This is a genomic window from Phycicoccus sp. 3266 (genome assembly GCF_031456495.1).
In the GTDB taxonomy this organism is placed as follows: domain Bacteria; phylum Actinomycetota; class Actinomycetes; order Actinomycetales; family Dermatophilaceae; genus Pedococcus.
This window is the reverse complement of record NZ_JAVDUW010000001.1, coordinates 1,907,638-1,926,563: the sequence shown is the minus strand read 5'-3', so window position 1 is coordinate 1,926,563 and position 18,926 is coordinate 1,907,638. Positions and strand designations below refer to the sequence as shown.

The 18,926-nt window shown below is 73.4% G+C and carries 17 protein-coding genes; 5 read left to right on the top strand and 12 right to left on the bottom strand.

Annotation, left to right across the window (positions count from 1 at the left end):
- Window positions 1-42: 42 nt before the first annotated feature.
- The 4 genes from J2X64_RS09220 to J2X64_RS09205 form a co-directional block, all read right to left on the bottom strand.
- Window positions 43-246 carry a hypothetical protein gene (locus J2X64_RS09220; protein ID WP_310152741.1) on the bottom strand — a complete coding sequence of 68 codons (204 nt, stop codon included), beginning with the start codon at window positions 244-246 and terminating at the stop codon, window positions 43-45.
- A gap of 225 nt (window positions 247-471) precedes the next feature.
- Window positions 472-1,449 (bottom strand): pirin family protein, encoded by a 978-nt coding sequence (locus J2X64_RS09215; protein ID WP_310152739.1) that lies wholly within the window; start codon window positions 1,447-1,449, stop codon window positions 472-474.
- 94 nt (window positions 1,450-1,543) lie between these two features.
- Entirely contained in the window at window positions 1,544-2,071 is a 528-nt protein-coding gene (locus J2X64_RS09210) for a hypothetical protein (protein WP_310152736.1), read from the bottom strand.
- 154 nt (window positions 2,072-2,225) lie between these two features.
- Entirely contained in the window at window positions 2,226-2,723 is a 498-nt protein-coding gene (locus J2X64_RS09205) for a MarR family transcriptional regulator (RefSeq protein WP_310152734.1), read from the bottom strand.
- A gap of 23 nt (window positions 2,724-2,746) precedes the next feature.
- On the opposite strand from J2X64_RS09205, the gene J2X64_RS09200 reads away from it, so the two are divergent.
- Window positions 2,747-4,924 carry an MMPL family transporter gene (locus J2X64_RS09200; RefSeq protein ID WP_310152732.1) on the top strand — a complete coding sequence of 726 codons (2,178 nt, stop codon included), beginning with the start codon at window positions 2,747-2,749 and terminating at the stop codon, window positions 4,922-4,924.
- A 59-nt stretch (window positions 4,925-4,983) separates the two neighbouring features.
- Here J2X64_RS09200 and J2X64_RS09195 read toward each other — a convergent pair whose 3' ends face one another.
- The 5 genes from J2X64_RS09195 to J2X64_RS09175 form a co-directional block, all read right to left on the bottom strand.
- Window positions 4,984-6,603 carry an AMP-binding protein gene (locus J2X64_RS09195; RefSeq protein ID WP_310152729.1) on the bottom strand — a complete coding sequence of 540 codons (1,620 nt, stop codon included), beginning with the start codon at window positions 6,601-6,603 and terminating at the stop codon, window positions 4,984-4,986.
- A 43-nt stretch (window positions 6,604-6,646) separates the two neighbouring features.
- Window positions 6,647-7,474: an NAD(P)-dependent oxidoreductase gene (locus J2X64_RS09190; RefSeq protein ID WP_310152726.1), complete on the bottom strand. Its 828-nt coding sequence runs from the start codon at window positions 7,472-7,474 to the stop codon at window positions 6,647-6,649.
- Between the two features lie 166 nt (window positions 7,475-7,640).
- Window positions 7,641-8,579, bottom strand: coding sequence for an ABC transporter permease subunit (locus tag J2X64_RS09185; RefSeq protein ID WP_310152723.1), 939 nt, complete (start codon window positions 8,577-8,579; stop codon window positions 7,641-7,643).
- Window positions 8,566-9,534, bottom strand: coding sequence for an ATP-binding cassette domain-containing protein (locus J2X64_RS09180; RefSeq protein WP_310153195.1), 969 nt, complete (start codon window positions 9,532-9,534; stop codon window positions 8,566-8,568). The genes J2X64_RS09185 and J2X64_RS09180 overlap by 14 nt, the downstream gene beginning before the upstream one ends.
- Window positions 9,535-9,566: 32 nt before the next feature.
- Entirely contained in the window at window positions 9,567-10,802 is a 1,236-nt protein-coding gene (locus J2X64_RS09175) for a hypothetical protein (protein ID WP_310152721.1), read from the bottom strand.
- A 106-nt stretch (window positions 10,803-10,908) separates the two neighbouring features.
- Between J2X64_RS09175 and J2X64_RS09170 the strand changes: the two genes are divergently transcribed.
- Together J2X64_RS09170 and J2X64_RS09165 are read left to right on the top strand one after the other, a co-directional pair.
- Window positions 10,909-11,565: a response regulator transcription factor gene (locus J2X64_RS09170; RefSeq protein ID WP_310152719.1), complete on the top strand. Its 657-nt coding sequence runs from the start codon at window positions 10,909-10,911 to the stop codon at window positions 11,563-11,565.
- On the top strand, window positions 11,562-13,091 hold the full coding sequence (locus tag J2X64_RS09165) for a HAMP domain-containing sensor histidine kinase (protein WP_310152716.1): 1,530 nt from the start codon (window positions 11,562-11,564) through the stop codon (window positions 13,089-13,091). Before J2X64_RS09170 ends, J2X64_RS09165 begins: the two co-directional genes overlap by 4 nt.
- On the opposite strand, the gene J2X64_RS09160 is transcribed toward J2X64_RS09165, so the two are convergent.
- The 3 genes from J2X64_RS09160 to J2X64_RS09150 form a co-directional block, all read right to left on the bottom strand.
- Window positions 13,060-15,363 carry an MDR family MFS transporter gene (locus J2X64_RS09160; RefSeq protein WP_310152714.1) on the bottom strand — a complete coding sequence of 768 codons (2,304 nt, stop codon included), beginning with the start codon at window positions 15,361-15,363 and terminating at the stop codon, window positions 13,060-13,062. The two genes, J2X64_RS09165 and J2X64_RS09160, sit on opposite strands and share 32 nt — an antisense overlap.
- Window positions 15,363-15,911, bottom strand: coding sequence for a MarR family transcriptional regulator (locus J2X64_RS09155; RefSeq protein WP_310152712.1), 549 nt, complete (start codon window positions 15,909-15,911; stop codon window positions 15,363-15,365). The genes J2X64_RS09160 and J2X64_RS09155 overlap by 1 nt, the downstream gene beginning before the upstream one ends.
- Window positions 15,912-16,168: 257 nt before the next feature.
- Window positions 16,169-16,612, bottom strand: coding sequence for a MarR family transcriptional regulator (locus J2X64_RS09150; RefSeq protein ID WP_310152711.1), 444 nt, complete (start codon window positions 16,610-16,612; stop codon window positions 16,169-16,171).
- 228 nt (window positions 16,613-16,840) lie between these two features.
- Between J2X64_RS09150 and J2X64_RS09145 the strand changes: the two genes are divergently transcribed.
- Together J2X64_RS09145 and J2X64_RS09140 are read left to right on the top strand one after the other, a co-directional pair.
- The gene (locus tag J2X64_RS09145; RefSeq protein WP_310152709.1) at window positions 16,841-17,476 is read left to right on the top strand and encodes a hypothetical protein; all 636 of its coding nucleotides are present in this window, start codon (window positions 16,841-16,843) and stop codon (window positions 17,474-17,476) included.
- Between the two features lie 94 nt (window positions 17,477-17,570).
- On the top strand, window positions 17,571-18,800 hold the full coding sequence (locus tag J2X64_RS09140) for a pyridoxal phosphate-dependent aminotransferase (protein ID WP_310152706.1): 1,230 nt from the start codon (window positions 17,571-17,573) through the stop codon (window positions 18,798-18,800).
- Window positions 18,801-18,926 lie beyond the last annotated feature (126 nt).

The window sequence follows — 18,926 nt, the reverse complement described above, 5'->3', positions numbered from 1 at the left end:
CGTGCGTCGTCGTGCTTCGGCGTGCGCGGGGGCGGTCGGCCGCTAGAACAGCAGGCCGGTCACGATGAGCGCCATCAGGGCGATGAGCGTCACGGCGCCGAGGAACAGGCTGCCGCCGATGTCACGCTGCGACTGCTCGTAGGTGCGGTCGGTGTGCAGGTAGTCATGGGGGTAGCGCCGGCCCTCGTGGGCGGCGCGGGCGCGGTGCTCCGCGCGGGTGCGGTGCTCCGCGCGGGTGCGAGTCATGGTCCGGGTCATCTGTGCTCGCCTCCTCTCGTTACGATACGAAGCGTATCGTATTGATACCGACGTCGCCACCGGAGGCTCCTCGGGGGCAGGCCGGACCCTGAGACCTCGGGAAGGGTGCGGGGGCCGCCACGACACGGATTGGGGGTCGGATCGTGCGACATGCCGCACGATCCGACCCCCAAGTTCGAAGTCCCCGGGTCCCAGAGCGCCCGAGGGCCGAGGTCAGGAGGTGGCGCCGCCCACGTCGCCGTGCGGGACGGGCTGGCCGAGGCGACCGGACTGGTAGTCCTCGAAGGCCTGGACGAGCTCGGCCCGGTTGTTCATGACGAACGGCCCGGCCCACGCGACGGGCTCGCGGATCGGCCGGCCGCCGAGCACGAGCACCTCGAGCCCCGCGGCATACCGCTCCTGCTGGGTGCGCGCCGAGGACAGCCGCAGGGTGTCGCCTGCGCCGAGCACGGCCAGCTGGCCGGTGCCGATCGGCGACTGGTCCGGGCCGACGAAGCCGTCGCCGCTCATGACGTAGACGAGGGCGTTGAAGTCGCTGCGCCACGGCAGGACGACCTCGCCGCCGGGGGCGACGGTCGCGTGCACCATCGCCATCGGCGTGTGCGTCGAGCCGGGCCCGGTCACGCCGCCGACCTCACCGGCAATGACGCGCAGCAGCGCGCCGCCGTCCGCGGAGGTCAGGAGCCCGACCTCGGAGGAGCGCAGGTCCTGGTATGCCGGGGGCTTGAGCTTGTCGACGCGCGGCAGGTTCACCCACAGCTGGAAGCCGTGGAACAGGCCGCCGCTGGCGACGAGGTGCTCCGGCGGGGCCTCGATGTGCAGGATCCCCGAGCCGGCGGTCATCCACTGGGTGTCGCCGTTGGTGATCGTGCCGCCGCCACCGAAGGAGTCCTGGTGGTCGAAGATGCCGTCGATGATGTAGGTGACGGTCTCGAAGCCGCGGTGGGGGTGCCACGGCGTGCCCTTGGGCTCACCCGGGGCGTACTCGACCTCGCCCATCTCGTCCATGTGGATGAACGGGTCGAGGTCGCGCAGGTCGACGCCGGCGAAGGCGCGCTTCACCGGGAAGCCCTCGCCCTCGACGCCACCGGGCGCGCTGGTGATCGAACGCACGGGTCGCGACGTCGCGGCCGGCGACGGGCTGGGCACCCGGGGCAGGACGGTGAGGTCGGAGACGGTGACGGCTGGCATGGTCCCTCCATCGGATAGTTTCAAATTCAACTATCCTCGCCAACGCCGACCGGCGTCAAGACATTCCACCGCCCCTGCCCCGGGCGCCTGCGGGTCAGTCGCGGCGGTAGTCGCCCTCGCGGCCGTAGTCGCCCTCGCGGCCGTCCCGGGCGCCGGTGGCGGCGGGCGAGACCACCGGGTCGGAGCCGTCCACCTCGGAGCGGCGGCCCAGCGGGGCGCGGTCGACCTCGTCGGCGTCCGCCGTGTCGTCGTCGCGGTACCGCTCGTCGGTGTCGACGTCGGGGTCCCGCTCCTCGGCGCGGCGCAGGTGCTCGTCGCGGACGGCGCGCACCTCCTCGGCGCCCTGGCCGTGCCGCTCCGCCTCGGCCTCGAGCCGCTTGGCCTCCGCCGCCTTGCGGTCGGCCTCCGCACGCGCCGCCGCGGCCTGCGCCTCGGTCTCCTCGGCGCGCGCCTCACGGGCCCGCAGCTCGCGGTCGTGCTCGCGCGCCTCCTCGCGAATGCTGTCCGCCTCGGCGCGCTGCGCCTCGACGCGACGCGCCGACGACCGCCGCGCGATCAGCGCCGCCACGATCAGCACGACGACGACCGCGACGATGATCCAGATGATGGTGCTGGTGTCCATCCCGACCTCCTGGTCCCTGCGGCCGGGGTGCCGACCGCACCTTCGAACGTAGCCCCGAACCCGCGTACTGGCATGCCGAGCGGAGCGGGGGCTCGCGGCATACGCGCAGGTCACGGGCGCGGAGGGCCGGTGAGGGCCGAGCCCGGGAGCCCGGTCAGCCGGCGGCCGGGTCCGGCGGGGTCTGCCGAGCCGCGGCGTTGGTGCGGTCGACGACCTCGCTGAGAAAGCGCAGCACGACCTCGCGCTCCGAGGGGGTGAAGCCGGCGATGACGTCGCGGATCGCGCCACCGATGGGGGCGAACACGTCCCGGCCGACCTGCATCGCCTCGTCGGTCATCTCGATCGACACGCGCCGGCGGTCGGTGGCGCTGTGCCGGCGCTGGACGTGGCCGACGCCCTCGAGCCGGGCGAGGAGGGCGGACGTGGCAGGCGCGCTGAGGTTGAGGGCGGCGGCGAGCTCACCCGGGCCGAGGTCCTCTCCGCGCCGGCTGGCGTCCATCACGTGGCCGAGCGCGTTGAGGTCGGTGCGGTGCAGCCCGTGCCGGCCGCCGTGCGCGTCGATGTAGTGGTCCATGGCGGTCGTGAACTCGCGGAGCCGCTCGATGATGGCCGCCTCCATGGCCGCTGGAGGCGTCGGGTCGCGATAGGTCACGGGGACAGTCTAGTATTTCCACCATGGAAATGTTCCAGAGTGGAGACAAGCAGCAGGGCCGGGACCCCCACGGGTTCTTCTCCCCCGCCGGCCGGGCCCTCGGAGGGCTCGTCGGGCCGCGGGTGAAGTGGCTCGTCGTCGTGGTCGCGATCCTGGTCTCCGGGGCGGCGTTCGCCTTCGCCGGTGAGCCCGAGGCGGTGTCGACGACCGCCGCGTCGCTGCCCGACAGCGCCGAGGCCGCCCAGGTCAACGCCCTGCGCGAGAAGCTCCCCTCCAGCGGCGTCACCCCGGCGATCGTCGTCTACAAGGCGGCCTCCGGTGAGGTCGACGTCAAGGCCGTCGAGGCGTCCCGCGACCGGGGCGTGGCAGCGGTGAAGCAGTGGGCCCCGGGCGCGGGCGACCAGGGCGCCAGCGGCGCCCCGGCCGGATCGGGCGGAGCCCCGGCGGGCGCCATCCCGCCGCAGCTGTCGGCGGACAAGGGCACCGCGCTCGTCATCGTGCCGCTCAAGGCCGACCTGCCGGACGGCGCCAACTCCGACGCCGTGGCGGCACTGCGCTCCGCCGTCCGTGAGGGCCTGCCTGCGGGCCTGACCGCGACCGTCACCGGTGGACCGGCGTTCGGTGCCGACATCGGTGCGGTGTTCGAGGGCGCCGACATCCGCCTGCTCGGTGCCACGGCTGCCGTGGTCGCCGTCCTGCTCCTCATCACCTACCGCAGCCCGTGGCTGTGGCTCGTGCCCCTGACGGTCGTCGGCACCGGCGACCAGGTCGCGAGCAAGGCGCTCACCGTCCTGTCGCGCATCAGCGACGTCCGCGCCGACGGCGCGGTCACCGGCATCACGTCCGTCCTGGTCTTCGGCGCCGGGACCAACTACGCGCTGCTGCTCATCGCCCGCTACCGCGAGGAGCTGCGCCGGACCGAGGACCGCCACGAGGCGATGCGCGCGGCGCTCCGCTCGGCCGCGCCCGCCATCCTGGCCAGCGGCGGCACGGTCACCCTGGCGCTGCTCAGCCTCGGCCTCGCCGACGACCCCTTCGCGCGGTCGCTGGGGTATGCCGGCGCGCTGGGCATCGTGGTGGCCCTCCTCTACGCCCTGCTCGTCCTGCCCGCCGCGATGGTCCTGTTCGGGCGCCGGCTCTTCTGGCCGTTCGTCCCGCGCGTGGGCACCCTCGACCCCAGCCACGCCGGTGTGTGGCGCCGCCTCGGCGACGCGGTGACCGGGCGGCCCGTGGTCGTGGCCGTCTCCTCGGTGGCGGTGCTCGTCGTCCTCGCCCTCGGCGGCCTCAGCCTGTCGGTGGGCCAGTCCCCGAACGAGCAGTTCCTCAAGAAGCCCGAGGCCGTCGTCGGACAGGAGCAGCTCGCCGCCGCCTTCCCGGCCGGCACGAGCGAGCCCGCCACCATCATCACCAAGGCGTCGGCCGCCGGTGCCGTGACCGAGGCGGCCAAGGGGGTCGACGGCGTCAAGGACGTCCGGCAGGCCGGTGGCGACGACCGGCTCGTCGAGCTCAGCGCCGTCCTCGACGCGTCCCCCGGGACGACCAAGGCGTTCGACCAGGTGAAGGCGCTGCGGGCCGCGGTCCACGCCGTCCCGGGCGCGGACGCCCTCGTCGGCGGCAGCGACGCGGAGGCCCTGGACGCCAAGACGACCGCGGACCGGGACCGCGTGGTCCTGTTCCCCCTGATCCTGGGGATCGTCGTGGTGGTGCTCCTGCTGCTGCTGCGCTCGGTGGTCGCCGCGCTGGTCCTCGTGACCACCGTCGTCGCGACCTACGTGGCGAGCCTGGGTGCGAGCTGGTTCGCGTTCCAGCACCTGCTCGACTACCCGCCGCTGGCCGTCAGCACGCCGCTCCTGGCGTTCCTGTTCCTGGTGGCCCTCGGCGTCGACTACAACATCTTCGTCGCGACCCGCGCCCGCGAGGAGGCCTCGGAGGGTGCTCCGGCCCGGGAGGCGATCGTGCGGGCGCTGGCCGTCACCGGTGGCGTCATCACGAGCGCGGGCATCCTGCTCGCGGCGGTGTTCGCGGTGCTCGGCGTGCTGCCGCTGGTGCAGCTGGCCCAGATCGGCGTCATCGTCGGCTTCGGTGTCCTGCTCGACACGCTCGTCGTGCGCAGCATCCTGGTGCCGGCACTGGTCAGCCTCCTGGGCGAGCGGTTCTGGTGGCCGAGCCACCCGACCGGCGGACGACCGGTTCGCGCCTGACCACGAACGCAGGAGCCCGGCACACCGGAGGGGGTGCCGGGCTCCTGCGTGTCCTGCGGTCAGGCGTGCAGGCCGAGGTCTGCGACCGTCTTCTCGCGCATCTCGACCTTGCGGACCTTGCCGGTGACCGTCATCGGGAACTCGTCGACGACCATGACGTAGCGCGGGATCTTGTAGTGCGCGAGCTTCCCGGTGGCGAACGCGCGCACCCCCTCGGCGTCGAGCGGCTGCGCCCCCTCGCGCATCCGGATCCACGCGCACAGCTCCTCCCCGTACCGCTCGTCCGGCACCCCGATCACCTGGGCGTCGAGCACGTCCGGGTGGGTGTAGAGGAACTCCTCGATCTCGCGCGGGTAGATGTTCTCCCCACCGCGGATCACCATGTCCTTGATCCGGCCGGTGATCTGGACGTAGCCGCCCTCGTCCATGACCGCGATGTCGCCGGTGTGCATCCAGCCGTCCTGCAGCACCTCGTCGGTCTTGTCCTGCTGCTCCCAGTACCCGAGCATCACCGAGTACCCCTTGGTGCAGAACTCGCCGGGCTCCCCGCGCGGGACCGTCTCGCCCGACACCGGGTCGACGACCTTGATCTCCAGGTGCGGCATGACCCGCCCGACCGTGCCGACCTTGTGCTCGAACGAGTCGTCCACGCGCGTCTGGGTCGACACCGGCGACGTCTCGGTCATGCCGTAGCAGATGGTCATCTCGTCGATGCCGGCGTCGATGAGCTTCTGCATCATCGTCGCGGGGCACGGGGACCCGGCCATGATCCCGGTGCGCACAGAGGACAGGTCGTATGCCGCGTGGTCGGCGAGCGCCCACTCCGCGATGAACATCGTGGGGACGCCGTAGAGGCTGGTGCACTTCTCGTCGGCGGTCGCCTTGAGGGTCGCCGCCGGGTCGAACCCGGGAGCGGGGATCACCATGCAGGCGCCGTGGGTCGTGGCCGCGAGGTTGCCCATGACCATGCCGAAGCAGTGGTAGAACGGCACGGGGATGCAGATCCGGTCGGCCTCGGTGTAGCGGCACAGCTCGCCGACGAAGTAGCCGTTGTTGAGGATGTTGCGGTGGCTCAGGGTGGCGCCCTTGGGGAAGCCCGTCGTCCCGGACGTGTACTGGATGTTGATGGCGTCGCCCGGGTCGAGGCCTCGCTGCACCTCGGCGACCTGCTCGGCCGTCACCTCGTCGGCCCGGGCGAGCAGGTCGTCCCACGACTGCTGCCCGAAGACCCAGGCATCGCTGACGTCGGGCCGGTTGTCCCGCACCTCAGCCAGCATCGCGACGTAGTCGCTGGTCTTGAACGAGTCGGCGAGGAAGACCCGCGTGATGCCCGCCTGCCCCAACACGTAGTCGAGCTCGTGCGTCCGGTAGGCCGGGTTGATGTTGACCAGGATCGCGCCGATCGTCGCCGTCGCGTACTGGACGACCGTCCACTCGGCACGGTTCGGCGACCAGATGCCGACCCGCTCGCCCGTGGTCACGCCGGCGGCGAGCAGCGCGCGGGCGAGCCGGTCCACCTGGCCGGCGAACTCGGCATACGTCCACCGGATGCCCTGCTGCACGTCGACGAGGGCCTCGCGCTCGCCGAACCGGGCCACGGTCGCGTCGAGGTTGTCGGGGATGGTCTGCTCGAGCAGGGCGGGCTCGGTCTCGCCCACGGCGTGCGACAGCGATGTCATGGGGCCATCCCACCGCGCCGGGCGCGGCCGGACAAGCCCCGTGTCAGGACAGGAAGATGTCCGGGGCCAGGCCCTCGTCGCGACCGGTCATGGAGTAGGCCGCGAAGTCGGTGACGCCGCGCTCGCGCAGCAGGTCCTCGTCGATGAGCGTCTGCCCGTTGAGCTCCTGGCCGTCGGTGGTGAGCACCGCGTACGCCGCGTCGGCCACGATGTCGGGCTTGCGGCTCACCGCCACCATCTGGTCGCCGCCGGGCAGGTTGCCGATCGCGTCGGTGGCGACGAGCGTCGCCGGCCACAGGCAGGTGGAGGAGACGCCCTTCTGCCCCAGCTCGTGGGCGAAGCCGAGGGCCGCCATCGTCATGCCGTACTTCGCCATCGTGTATGCCGGGTGCCCGGCGAACCAGCGCGGGTCCAGGTTGATGGGCGGGCTCAGGGTGAGCACCTTGGGGTCGGGGCTGGCGAGCAGGTGCGGGATGGCGCCCCGGGTCAGCATGAAGGTGCCGCGCACGTTGACGTCCTGCATGAGGTCGTACCTCTTCGGGTCGAGGTCGGCGGTCGGGCTCAGGTTGAGGACGCTGGCGTTGTTGACGACCACGTCGATCCCGCCGAACTCGGCCACGGTCCGCTCGACCGCGTCGGCGATGGTGGCGTCGTCGCGGATGTCGCCCACGATCGGCAGGGCGTTGCCCCCGGCCTCGCGGATCGCTCCGGCGGCGGTGTGGATCGTGCCGGCCAGGCGCGGGTCGGGCCGGTCGGTCTTGGCGACCAGGGCGACGTTCGCGCCGTCACGGGCGGCGCGCACCGCGATCGCGAGGCCGATGCCGCGGCTCCCGCCGGACATGAGGATCGTCCTGCCTGCAAGGGTCGTCATGGCCGTCGAGCCTAGTTACCGACCGGTAGGCGCGGTACCGCCCCGCGGGGTGTCGCTCGTCACCACGTCCCCGACAGCGCCGTCCAGCCGCTCCGCGGGGAACGGGGCGGGTCCGCGGCGCCCCCCGGCATACCGCGAACCCGCCCCGGGCTCCTCGCGCCGCGGGTCAGCTCGTGATGTCCTTGCCGGCGAACCGGGCCCACGAGGCGGTGCAGAACACCACGGCATACGCCGCGGCCAGGGCCAGGCCACGCGTGATCTCGCCGCTGCCACCCATGGGGTCGCGCAGCAGGTCGCCGAAGGCGAGCCAGTGGTCCACGACCAGCCACGGGTGCAGCCAGGCGAGCTGGGGCACCGAGTCGAGGATCCACGAGACGATCGTGAAGATCATGAGCGCGATGGCCGCGGCGATCGGCTGCTCGGTGAGGGTCGAGATGAACAGGCCCACGGCGGCGAGCGCGGCCAGGCCCGCCGACAGGTAGAGCATGACGAGCAGCAGCCGCCAGACCGCCGCGCCGAAGGAGATCTGGCTGCCGGACAGCGTGGTCAGCGGCCCGGTCCCGAAGATCACGATGCCGACGACGGCGCCGGGCAGGGCCACGGCCGCGATCCCCCAGAACGCGCCGATGCACAGCGAGACGTACTTGACCAGCAGCAGGCGGCTACGGCCGACCGGGACGGTGAGCAGGTAGCGCAGGGTGCCGATGTTGGCCTCGCCCGCGATCGCGTCGCCCGCGAGCATCGACATCGCCAGCGGCAGGAACATCCCCATCTCCACGCCGAGGGCGGCGAGCGGGACGAACAGGCCGTTGCTGGTGATGGAGGAGAGGAAGTCCGGCCCCTCCCCGGCCCGCGGCGTCGACATCTTCACGGCGATGGCCATGACGACCGGCACGGCGGCGAGGACCGCCAGCCCGGCCTGGTTGCGTCGTCGGCCGGCGATCAGCCTCAGCTCCGAGCGCAGCAGGCGGGTGGACAGCAGGCGGTGCGGGGCCGGCCGGGCCGGTGCGCGGCCCGTACCCGTCGCGGTCGCGCCGGTCGCGGTCGTGCCGGTCGTGGTCATGCCGGTCGCGGTCGTGCCGGTCGAGACGTCAGCCGCTGACATCGAAGCCCTCCCCCGTGAGCGTGACGAACAGGTCCTCCAGGCTCGGGCGGTCGAGCGCGAACCCGCGCACCCCCACGCCGGCCCGCACGAGCTCGGCGACCACCGCCTCCGGCTCGAGGCCGTCCGCGTCGGCCCGCACGCCGGTCGGGCTGGTGCTGACCGACGTCGCGCCCAGCCGGGTCAGCACCTCGGCCGCGCGTTCGGGCTGCCCGGTCTCGACGCGCACGGCCACCACGCCGGCGCCGCGCACCTCGGCGGTCGTCCCCTGCGCCACCATCCGGCCCTCGCGCATGACGCCGAGGTGGGTGCAGATCTGCTCGACCTCCGACAGCAGGTGGCTCGAGACGAGGACGGTGGTGCCGTCCGAGGCGAGCGAGCCGATGAGGTTGCGGACCTCGCGGGTGCCCTGCGGGTCCAGGCCGTTGGTGGGCTCGTCGAGGACGAGCAGGTCGCGGGGCGCGAGCAGGGCCGCGGCGATGGCCAGCCGCTGGCGCATGCCGAGGGAGTAGGCGCGGTACCGCTTGCCGGCGGCGGCCCGCAGCCCGACGCGGTCGAGGGCGCGGTCGATCCGCTCCCCGCTGGTGCGGGGGTCGGCGAGCAGGTCGGCGGAGTCGAGCCGGACGAGGTTGGCGCGACCGGAGAGGTAGGGGTGGAAGGCCGGGCCCTCGACGAGCGACCCCACCCGGTGCAGGGCGTCGGTCGCCCCCTGCGGGATCGGCAGCCCGAGCAGCGACCGGCTGCCCGAGGTCGGCTCGACCAGGCCGAGCAGCATGCGGATCGTGGTGGTCTTGCCCGAGCCGTTCGGGCCGAGGAAGCCGTAGACCGCGCCACGCGGGACCCGCAGGTCGAGCGAGTCCACGGCCACCTGGCTGCCGAAGCGCTTGGTGAGCCCGTCGGTGCGCACCGCGAGCGAGTCGTCGACGTCCCCCCGACCCCACCGGACGGGCGTCCCCAGGGTCGCCCGTCCGGCCGGGTCCGCCAGCTGCGTCACTTCTGCGCTGCCAGCGCCGCGTAGAGGCGGTCCGGCGCGACGGCACCCACGGCATACCGGCCGTCGGTCGTCACCACCGCCGAGAAGAGGGTGCCGCTGAGCAGGTGACCCGAGCCCCACGAGCCGGAGACCTTCGGCAGCAGCGCCAGCATCCCCTGGAGCTGGGCGGCACCGTTGGCGCCGCCGGCGCCGGTCGCGCCGTTCCTGTCGCCGGACGTCCCGCCGGTGGGCGTCTTCGAGCCGGTCGAGGCCGGCAGCGTGCCGACGAGCACGGTCGTCCAGCCCTTGCCCACGACCGTCGGGCGGGCAGCGGCGGCCTCGGCCCGCGCGGCCGCGGAGCCCTTCTGCAGGTCGGCCTTCGCCGGGAGGGTGCGCTCGGTGACCTTGGTGCCGGGCGGCGGGTTGAACGCGAACTGCGACGCGGCTGGCGTGGCGAAGTCGACGCTGGTGAAGCCGACCTCGAACGCCGGGTTGGCCGTCTTCGTCGAGTAGACCTGCACCCGTAGCGGCACGTGCTTCGTGGCGTCGATGGAGATGCGCACCTGCGCCACGAGGCTCTGCGCGTCCCTGGGCTTGAGGACCAGGTCGTAGGCCGAGCGACCGGCGACCGAGGAGGTGCCACTCGTCGTCACGGAGGTGGTGGGGTCGAGGGCGGCGAGCGCGCGCTGCGCCGCCTCCTGCGGGGTCTTCGGCAGGTCGGTGGGCGACGGGGACGCTCCCGGGGTCGCCCCGGCGCCCGGGGCACCACCGGCCGCGCCGGAGTGGTCACCGGTCGCGGACTCGGCCGGCAGGACGGTGTGGGTGGCGGTCTTGTCCTTGCTCGACCACATCCACACGTTGCGGCCGTCGCGGATCAGGTCGGACTCGCCGAGGCTGCCGACGAGCGCGAGCCGCTGCTTGTCCTGCCCGGCGAGCCACACCCGCCAGGTGTGCGTGCCGGCGATCGTCGAGGACAGCGCGGACGACCCGCCCGAGCCGCCCTCGGCCCCGCCGCCACCGGCGAGGCCGGCGATCGAGGGCAGTCCGAGGTTGGAGGTCTGCACGACCGTGCCCGACAGGCCCGCGAGCCGGGCCTGCTGCACGTCGACGAGCAGCTGGGCGGCCGACCGCGCCGGCAGGCTCGGGTCGGCGCTGGCACGGTGGTTGGCCGCCAGGGCCACACCACCGACGAGGACGACGGCGGCGCCGGGGGCGAGCCAGCGGGTGGCGGGATGGGTCGAGAACACGCTCATGGGCACATCGTGCGCCCGCCCACCTGTGAGGAGTCTGAGACGACGCGACGGCGACCTGCGCCCGAGCGGCGGTCCCGCCACGGGCCGCCGTGCCAGAGTGGTCGCCGTGCGGGTGCTGGTGGTCGAGGACGAGCAGCGGATGGCCGCTGCCCTGGCCCGGGGGCTCGGCGCCGAGGGGTTCGTCGTCGACGTGGCCGCCGACGGGCCGTCGGGGCTGGAGTCGGCGCGGTTCGGCGAGTACGACGCCGTGGTGCTCGACATCATGCTGCCGGGCCTGTCGGGCTACACCGTCGTGCGGACCCTGCGCGAGGAGGGCAACGGCGTGCCCGTGCTGCTGCTGTCGGCCAAGGACGGCGAGTACGACCAGGCCGACGGGCTCGACTACGGCGCCGACGACTACCTGACCAAGCCGTTCTCGTTCGTCGTCCTGGTCGCCCGCCTGCGCGCCCTCATGCGCCGCGGCCCTGCACCGCGGCTGCCGGTCCTCGACGCGGCGGGCATCACGCTCGACCCGTCGTCGCGCAGGGTCGAGGTCGAGGGGGCGGCGGTGGACCTGTCGCGTACCGAGTTCCTCGTTCTCGAGCACCTGCTGCGCGCGCACCCGAGCGTGGTGTCCAAGGAGTCGCTGCTCGACGACGTCTGGGGTGCCGGCCAGCGCGGCGACCCCAACGTCGTGGAGGTCTACATCGGCTACCTGCGCCGCAAGCTGGGCCGGGAGCGGATCGAGACGGTTCGCGGCGCCGGCTACCGCCTGCGGGCATGAGGGCCTGGAGCTGGTTCTCCCGGCGCACCCTGCGGGTGCGGCTCATGGCGATCGGCCTCGTCGGGATCATCGGGGCGCTGCTGCTCGGCGGTGGCGTGCTGTATGCCGCGACGGGCGCCGCGCTGGACCGCGCGGTCCGGGCCGAGGCCCGCTCCAGCGCGCAGGACGTGGCGGTGCTCGTCAACGACGGGCGGCTGCCCGACCCGGTGCCGGTGAGCGGCGCGCAGCTCGTGCAGGTGCTCGACGCGCAGAACCGCGTGCTCTCGGGGTCGGTCGCGGCCGACCGGCTCACCCCGGTGGTGACGCCGCAGGAGCGGTCCCGGGTCCTGCGCGGCGACCCGGTGCGGGTGCCGGGGTCGCGTGCCGGCGTGTCCGGTCCGCTCGAGGTGGCGGGGGTGGCGGCCGGCCCGGCCGGCGCGCCGGTGCTCGTGGTCGCCGCCGTGCCGACGGCCGACCTCGAGACGAGCCGGCGGGTCGTGCGCACGCTGCTGCTCGTCGCGTTCCCGGCCTTCCTCCTGGTCATCGGGGCGATCGCGTGGCGCGTCATCGGGTCGGCCCTGCGCCCGGTCGAGGCGCTGCGACAGGGGGCGGAGCGCATCGGCGAGGCGGCCGACCCCGGCGAGCGGCTGCCCGTGCCGCCCACCCGCGACGAGGTGCAGGCCCTTGCGACGACACTCAACGGCATGCTCGCCAGGCTCTCCGACGCGAGCACGAGGCAGCGCGCGTTCGTGGCCGACGCGGCGCACGAGCTGCGCAGCCCGCTGGCCACGATGCGTACCCAGCTCGAGGTCGCCCAGCGCCTCGGTGAGGACGAGTGGCTCGCGGCGGACCTGCTCCCCGAGGTGGAGCGGCTCGGACGCATCGTCGACGACCTGCTGGTCCTCGCGCGGGCCGGGGCGCCGAGCCCGTCGCGGCGGCTGGAGCCGGTGGACCTCGCCTCGCTGGTGACCACCGTGGTGGCGCGGTATGCCGCGGCGCGGGTCCCCGTGACGGTCCGGTCAGGCGGTCGGTGGGCCCTGGGGGTCTCGTCGTCGGTCCCAGGGGCGGCCGCAGGGTCGGCGGGAGGCGAGGGCGCCGGGTCCGCGGGAGAGGTGCAGGGAGTCGTGGTGCGGGGACGGCCCGAGGAGCTGGACCGGGCGCTGTCGGCCCTGCTCGACAACGCGGTGCGGCACGCCGCGTCGGCCGTGGTGGTCGAGGTGTCCCGTCGCCCGGCCCAGGACGGCCCGGACGTCGCGCGCGTCACCGTCTCCGACGACGGGTCCGGCATCCCGGAGGCCGACCGCGAGCGCGTGTTCGACCGGTTCGCGAGGCTCGACGACGCCCGGGACCGCGACAGCGGAGGCAGCGGGCTCGGCCTGGCTATCGTGCGTGAGCTCGTCGGCCGGCACGGTGGCCGGGTGCGGCTCGAGGACGCGGGGCCGGGCACACGCGCCGTGGTCCTGCTCCCGCTCGAGCGAGCGGGGCAGGACCACGGCGGCGACGGGGCTGGGCGGCTCAGTCCTGGGTCGGGCGGTTCGGCAGGCTGACCCGCTCCGCCGGCTGCTCCCCGGACTGGCCGGCGTCCCCGGAGGCCGTGCCGTCCGCCGTGGAGGCGCGCTCCTCAGGGTGGTCCGTGGCAGGCACGTCCGGCCGGCCCACGCGGCTGGCCTCGAGCCGGGCCCGGGCCACGATCGTCTCGGCCTCGGCGTGCGCCGCCGCGACGACCCGGTCGGCCGTGGCCTGGCTGCTGCGCAGCAGCGTGAACTCGAGGTCGTGCAGCTGCTCCGCGACGCGGTGGGTCGAGTGCCGACCGGCTGCCGGGTCGTCGAGGTCCCGCAGGACCGAGGCGAGACCGCGCTGGAAGCCCTCGAGCGCCTCCTCGACCTCGCGACCCAGCGAGGTGACCAGGGTGCGAGCCGCCGCGACCGCCTCGTCACCGGCCCGGGCCCGTCGACGGACCTCCTGCTCGGCGGCGCTGAGGACGTCGAGGGCCGCCACGGCGGCGAGCTCCTCGGCATCCGCCTGCGACTGCGGCTCGAGGACCCGCTCCGGGGCCGGCACCGGACCGCTGTCGGATTCCGCGCCCGCAGGGCGCAGGGCCGCCGGCACCGGCAGAGACTCGGGGGCAGGCTCGAGGTTATCCTCCTGCGCTCCGGTCGAGGTGACCAGGCCGGTGGCCTCGGGGGCGCCGGTCCCCGTGGTGGCGGCCGTGGCCGCTGCCGCGGCGACGGGAGCCTCCTCGGCCATCGTGACCGGGGCCTGCTCCGTCATCGAGACGGTCGTGCGCAGCGGCGTCTCCTTCACGAAGAGCACGGCCAGCAGGGCGACGACGCCGAACGCCGCGGCGATGAGGAAGATGTGCCCGGTGGAGTCGCCGTACGCGGCCCGGACGATCTCGCGGATCGGCGCAGGCATGTCCTTGACGTCGAGCGTGCCGGTGCCGCCACCCGACTGGGCAGCGGCGGCCGCCTTGGGGCCGAGCGCCTCGAGGCCCGCGGCGATGTGGTCGCGCACGCCGTTGGCCAGCACCGCACCCAGCACCGAGACGCCCATCGCACCACCGAGCGTGCGGAAGAACGCGATGCTCGCGGACGCCGCGCCGATGTCCCGGACGTCGACCGAGTTCTGCACGGCGAGGACGAGGTTCTGCATCATCATGCCCATGCCGAGGCCCAGGAGGGCCATGGCCGTGCCGATCTGCCACAGCGGGGTGAGGTGGTCGAGCCGGCCGAGCCAGACGAGGCCCACGGTGAGCAGGACACCGCCGATGATGATGATGCCCTTCCACTTGCCGGTGTTGCTGACGTAGCGGCCACCCAGCGTCGAGGAGAGCAGCAGCGCACCCATGAGCGGGATGGTGAGCAGGCCGGCGTGGGTCGGGCTGTAGCCGCGCGAGACCTGGAAGTACTGGGTGAGGAAGGTCGTGCCGCCGAACATCGCGACGCCGACCGCCACGCTGGCGATGATGACCAGGCCGGTGGTGAGGTTGCGCAGCAACCGGATCGGGATGATCGGCTCGGCCGCACGGAGCTCGACGACGATCGTGAGCAGCAGGCCGACGAGCGTGCCGCCGAGGTAGAGGGCGGTCTGCGTCGACCACCACGGGAAGTCGTTGCCCGCGAAGGTGACCCACAGCAGCGGCAGCGACGACGTGATCGCGATGAGGACCGCGCCCAGGTAGTCGATCTTCGGCATCCGCTTGGGGGTGGTGATGTGCAGCGTCGCCTGGAGGATGAACATGGCGATGATCGCGAGCGGGACGCAGACGTAGAACGTCCAGCGCCAGCCCAGGCCGCTGTCGACGATGAAGCCGCCCAGCAGCGGGCCGCTCACGGTGGAGACGGCCATGACGGCACCCATGTAGCCCGAGTACCGACCGCGCTCACGTGGGGCGATCATGGCGCCCAGGATCGACTGGGTCAGGGCGGTGAGGCCGCCCATGCCGAGGCCCTGGACGACGCGGCAGGCGATGAGGAAGCCGACGCTGTGCGACTGGCCTGCGGCGACCGAGCCGAGGACGAACACGGCGAGCGACAGCTGGACGAGCAGCTTCTTGCTGAACAGGTCCGAGAGCTTGCCCCAGATGGGCGTGCTCACGGTGGTGGCGAGGAGCGACGCGGTGATCACCCAGGTGTACTGGCGCTGGGTGCCGTGCAGGTCGCCGATGATCGTGGGCAGCGCGGTCGAGACGATGGTGCTGCTGATGAGGGCGGTGAACAGTCCGGCGAGCAGGCCGGTCATGGCCTCCAGGATCTGCCGGTGGCTCATCTCCCCCGTCTGTTCGGGGATCCCGGTGGCGGGCGCGGTGGTGGCTGACATCAGTCGTTGTCCTGTGGGGTCGTGGTGGTCTCGTGGTGCCGCGTCGTTGCGGGGTGGGGGTCGGTGGCGCGGACGAGCGCGCGGTCGAGCTCGGCGAGCAGCCGGGGCAGCCGGTCGAGGTCGCCGGGAGGTATGCCGTCCAGCGCCGGCGCGAGGCGCGCGGCGGTCAGGCGCTGCACCCGGGCCAGGTGCGCCACGCCTTCGTCGGTGAGGGCGATCCGGCAGGACCGGGCGTCGGACTCGTCGGGACGGCGGAACACCAGGCCGTCCTCCTCGAGCCTGGGCAGGACCCGGCTGACGACCGAGGGGGCGACGCCGGCGGCGACGGCGAGGTCACCAGGGCGGTCGTGTCCGTCGGCCCGGGCCAGGGCCTTGAGGACGGCGACGGGGGTGCCGGACGCGCCCGCGCCCTCCTCCTGGAGGCGGCGGCCGATCGACCGGCTCGTGCGGATCAGCCCGGTCAGCGCCGACAGCACCTCCAGGGCGTGGTCGACGGCGGCGTCGGTCGGGGCGCCGCTCGTCGGTGCCGTGGGGGCCGTGGTGGTCATGGGAACTCCTTTGGTTGCGCTACGCAACTTTAAGTCACTTAGTTGCTGAATGCAACTTCAGCATGGGGAGTGACGCCATGGGCTGGTCGAGCCAGTGCGGTCGGTGACACCGAACCTCGGCTGCGCACGGCAAAACGGCAGTTGCTGACGTTAAACGTGCGTTCGGAATCGCCGTTTCATGTCAGCAACTGCCGTTTTGCGGGATGGATTCAGGCCCGCCCGCAAGGTCAGGCGGCCCGCGTCGGGCCGCCCCGGTGTCAGGTGCCGGAGTCGTTGAGCTTGCGCAGGAGGCGGGCGAGGGCGGCGATGTCGACGGCCTCCCACTCCTGCAGCTGGGCCCGCAGGCGCGCGCGGCGGCCGAGGACCGAGCGGTCGAGCGCCTCGGCGCCCTGCGGGGTCAGCCGCACCTGGCGGGCCCGCGCGTCGTCGGGGTCCGGGATCCGCTCGACCAGGCCGAGGTCCTCGAGCGTCGTGAGGTTCCGGCTGGTCGTCGACTTGTGCAGCCCCAGCACCTCGGACACCTCGCCCCCACGGGCGCCGCCACCCGAGGCGGACAGGTCACGGACGGCGATCAGGACGGCATACCCGGCGGAGTCCAGGTCCGGGTGCACCTCGGCTGCGGTTCGTTGCTGGGCGCTGCGCGCCCGCCGCATGAGCCGCGTGAGCTCGACCTCGAGCTCGCCGAGAGGGGAACGGGACATGGCGAAAGAGTACGGGCGCGGCCCGGGGCTTCGGTACGTCGCCCGGAGGAGGCCGGTCGCGTGTCGCCGTCCGGCGGCGCGGGCGATACTGGGCCGACCGCGCCGGGCGCCGGCGCGGGTCCCCGTCCGGAAGGCAGATCCCGTGCCCGCCCCACGCACGCCCGCACCGCAGAGGCCTCCCAGCGCGGGGGACGCAGCGCAGCGGCCCGCACCGCAGAGGCCTGCGCCGTGAGCCGGCTGCGGTTCGCCGGCGCCATCGCGGGTGCGGGCTCGACGTCGGGCGTGCGGCTCGTCGTCGGCCGCTGGCTCGAGTCGCCCCTGGGCGCGTTCGCCGACGTCATGGTGGAGGACGCCGCCGGGCACCGGACGCTGCTCGCGCCGTCGCCGGGAGTGGCCGAGTTCGTGGCGCAGACCTACGCGTTCGACGAGGTCGTCCAGGTCCCGGTGGCCGTCGCGGAAGAGGGCGGGCCGCGTGGACGCGGCTGGCGGGTGACGGCAGGAGGCGCGCTGTCGCTGCGCCTCGGCTTCGGCCGGCGGGCGCCGCTGGGCTGGCTGCTGCGCGCCGTGCCCGGGCCCGTCGCCACGAGCACGTGGTGGGCCGGGGCGGTCGACCCGGTCGCCCGGACCGTGCTGCGCGGCGTCCGCACCCGCGGAGCGGCGCTCGAGGGCCGGCGCGAGTGGTACGGCGCGACGGACCTGCACCGGGTCACCTCGCTGTCGGGCAGCTGGCGTGGCACCGACCTCGGGGACCTCGCCCCGGTCGACCCGCCGTGCTCGTTCGGCTTCTCCTCGACCCCGCGCACGCCCGGCCTGACGCGGGTCGTGACCACCGTGGAGCTGCTGGACCCCTCACGGAGCCGCTGAAGCGGAAGCAGCCGGGGGTGCGCACGAGGGACGCGCCGTCCCGGCTGGTGGCGCCTGACCGGCCGTACCCACCGGGGTTTGGCACACTGCACGCGTGCGCCGCATCACCCAGTCCCGCAAGCTGCACCAGGTCCGCTACGACGTGCGCGGCCCGATCCTCGTCGAGGCGCAGCGGCTCGAGGCCGAGGGCCACAAGATCCTCAAGCTCAACATCGGCAACCCGGCACCGTTCGGGTTCGAGGCGCCCCAGGCCGTGCTGCAGGACATGGTGCACCACCTGCCGAACGCCCAGGGCTACAGCGACTCCCGCGGCATCTACTCGGCCCGGACGGCGGTCGCGCACTACTACCAGTCGCGTGGCCTGACCGACACGCACGTCGACGACGTCTTCATCGGCAACGGCGTCTCCGAGCTCATCTCCATGGTGCTGACGGCGTTCGTCGACGACGGCAACGAGATCCTCGTCCCGGCGCCGGACTACCCGCTGTGGACCGGCGCGGTGACACTCGCCGGCGGCACCCCGGTCCACTACCGCTGCGACGAGTCCAACGGCTGGAACCCCGACCTCGAGGACATCGAGGCCAAGATCACCCCCAACACCCACGCTCTGGTCATCATCAACCCCAACAACCCGACCGGCGCCGTCTACAGCGAGGAGACGGTCCGCGGCCTCGTCGACATCGCCCGCCGGCACGACCTCGTCCTCATGTCCGACGAGATCTACGAGAAGATCCTCTTCGCCGACGACCAGCACCAGCCGGTGCACCACCACACCGCGACGTATGCCGGTGACGACGTCCTGTGCCTGACCTTCAGCGGGCTGTCCAAGGCCTACCGCGTGTGCGGCTACAGGGCCGGGTGGGTCATGGTGTCCGGGCCGAAGTCGCTCGCGTCGGACTTCCTCGAGGGCCTGACCCTGCTGGCGAACATGCGGATGTGCGCCAACGTCCCGGGACAGCACGCGATCCAGACCGCGCTCGGCGGCTACCAGTCGATCGAGGAGTACATCCACCCCGGCGGCCGGTTCTACGAGCAGAGCAAGACGGCCTGGCGGCTGCTCAACGAGATCGAGGGCGTGTCCTGCGTCGAGCCGCACGGGGCGCTGTACTGCTTCCCGCGCCTCGACCCCGAGCAGTTCCCGATCGAGGACGACCAGGCGTTCGTCATCGACCTGTTGCGGGAGAAGAAGATCCTCGTGACCCACGGGACCGGCTTCAACTGGTTCGAGCCCGACCACTTCCGGCTCGTGACGCTGCCCGACGTCGAGGTGCTCACCGAGGCCATCGGCCGCATCGGCGAGTTCCTCGACACCCGCCGCCGCTGACGGCAGCCTCGGCGGGCTGAGGTGCTGCGGCCTCCTCGGACGCAGCGCGCCCGGTCAAGGCCGCGCAGTCACAGCGGCCCCGCAGGCGGAGCCCGGCCGGCGGCCAGCCGGTGGAGTGATGCTCGA

Bases quoted from the DNA above. Each gene is read 5' to 3' on its own strand.
- J2X64_RS09215 (WP_310152739.1), bottom strand. From the start codon at position 1,449: ATGCCAGCCGTCACCGTCTCCGACCTCACCGTCCTGCCCCGGGTGCCC.
- J2X64_RS09220 (WP_310152741.1), bottom strand. From the start codon at position 246: ATGACTCGCACCCGCGCGGAGCACCGCACCCGCGCGGAGCACCGCGCC.
- J2X64_RS09195 (WP_310152729.1), bottom strand. From the start codon at position 6,603: ATGACATCGCTGTCGCACGCCGTGGGCGAGACCGAGCCCGCCCTGCTC.
- J2X64_RS09190 (WP_310152726.1), bottom strand. From the start codon at position 7,474: ATGACGACCCTTGCAGGCAGGACGATCCTCATGTCCGGCGGGAGCCGC.
- J2X64_RS09200 (WP_310152732.1), top strand. From the start codon at position 2,747: ATGGAAATGTTCCAGAGTGGAGACAAGCAGCAGGGCCGGGACCCCCAC.
- J2X64_RS09155 (WP_310152712.1), bottom strand. From the start codon at position 15,911: ATGACCACCACGGCCCCCACGGCACCGACGAGCGGCGCCCCGACCGAC.
- J2X64_RS09150 (WP_310152711.1), bottom strand. From the start codon at position 16,612: ATGTCCCGTTCCCCTCTCGGCGAGCTCGAGGTCGAGCTCACGCGGCTC.
- J2X64_RS09185 (WP_310152723.1), bottom strand. From the start codon at position 8,579: ATGTCAGCGGCTGACGTCTCGACCGGCACGACCGCGACCGGCATGACC.
- J2X64_RS09210 (WP_310152736.1), bottom strand. From the start codon at position 2,071: ATGGACACCAGCACCATCATCTGGATCATCGTCGCGGTCGTCGTCGTG.
- J2X64_RS09165 (WP_310152716.1), top strand. From the start codon at position 11,562: ATGAGGGCCTGGAGCTGGTTCTCCCGGCGCACCCTGCGGGTGCGGCTC.
- J2X64_RS09160 (WP_310152714.1), bottom strand. From the start codon at position 15,363: ATGTCAGCCACCACCGCGCCCGCCACCGGGATCCCCGAACAGACGGGG.
- J2X64_RS09175 (WP_310152721.1), bottom strand. From the start codon at position 10,802: ATGAGCGTGTTCTCGACCCATCCCGCCACCCGCTGGCTCGCCCCCGGC.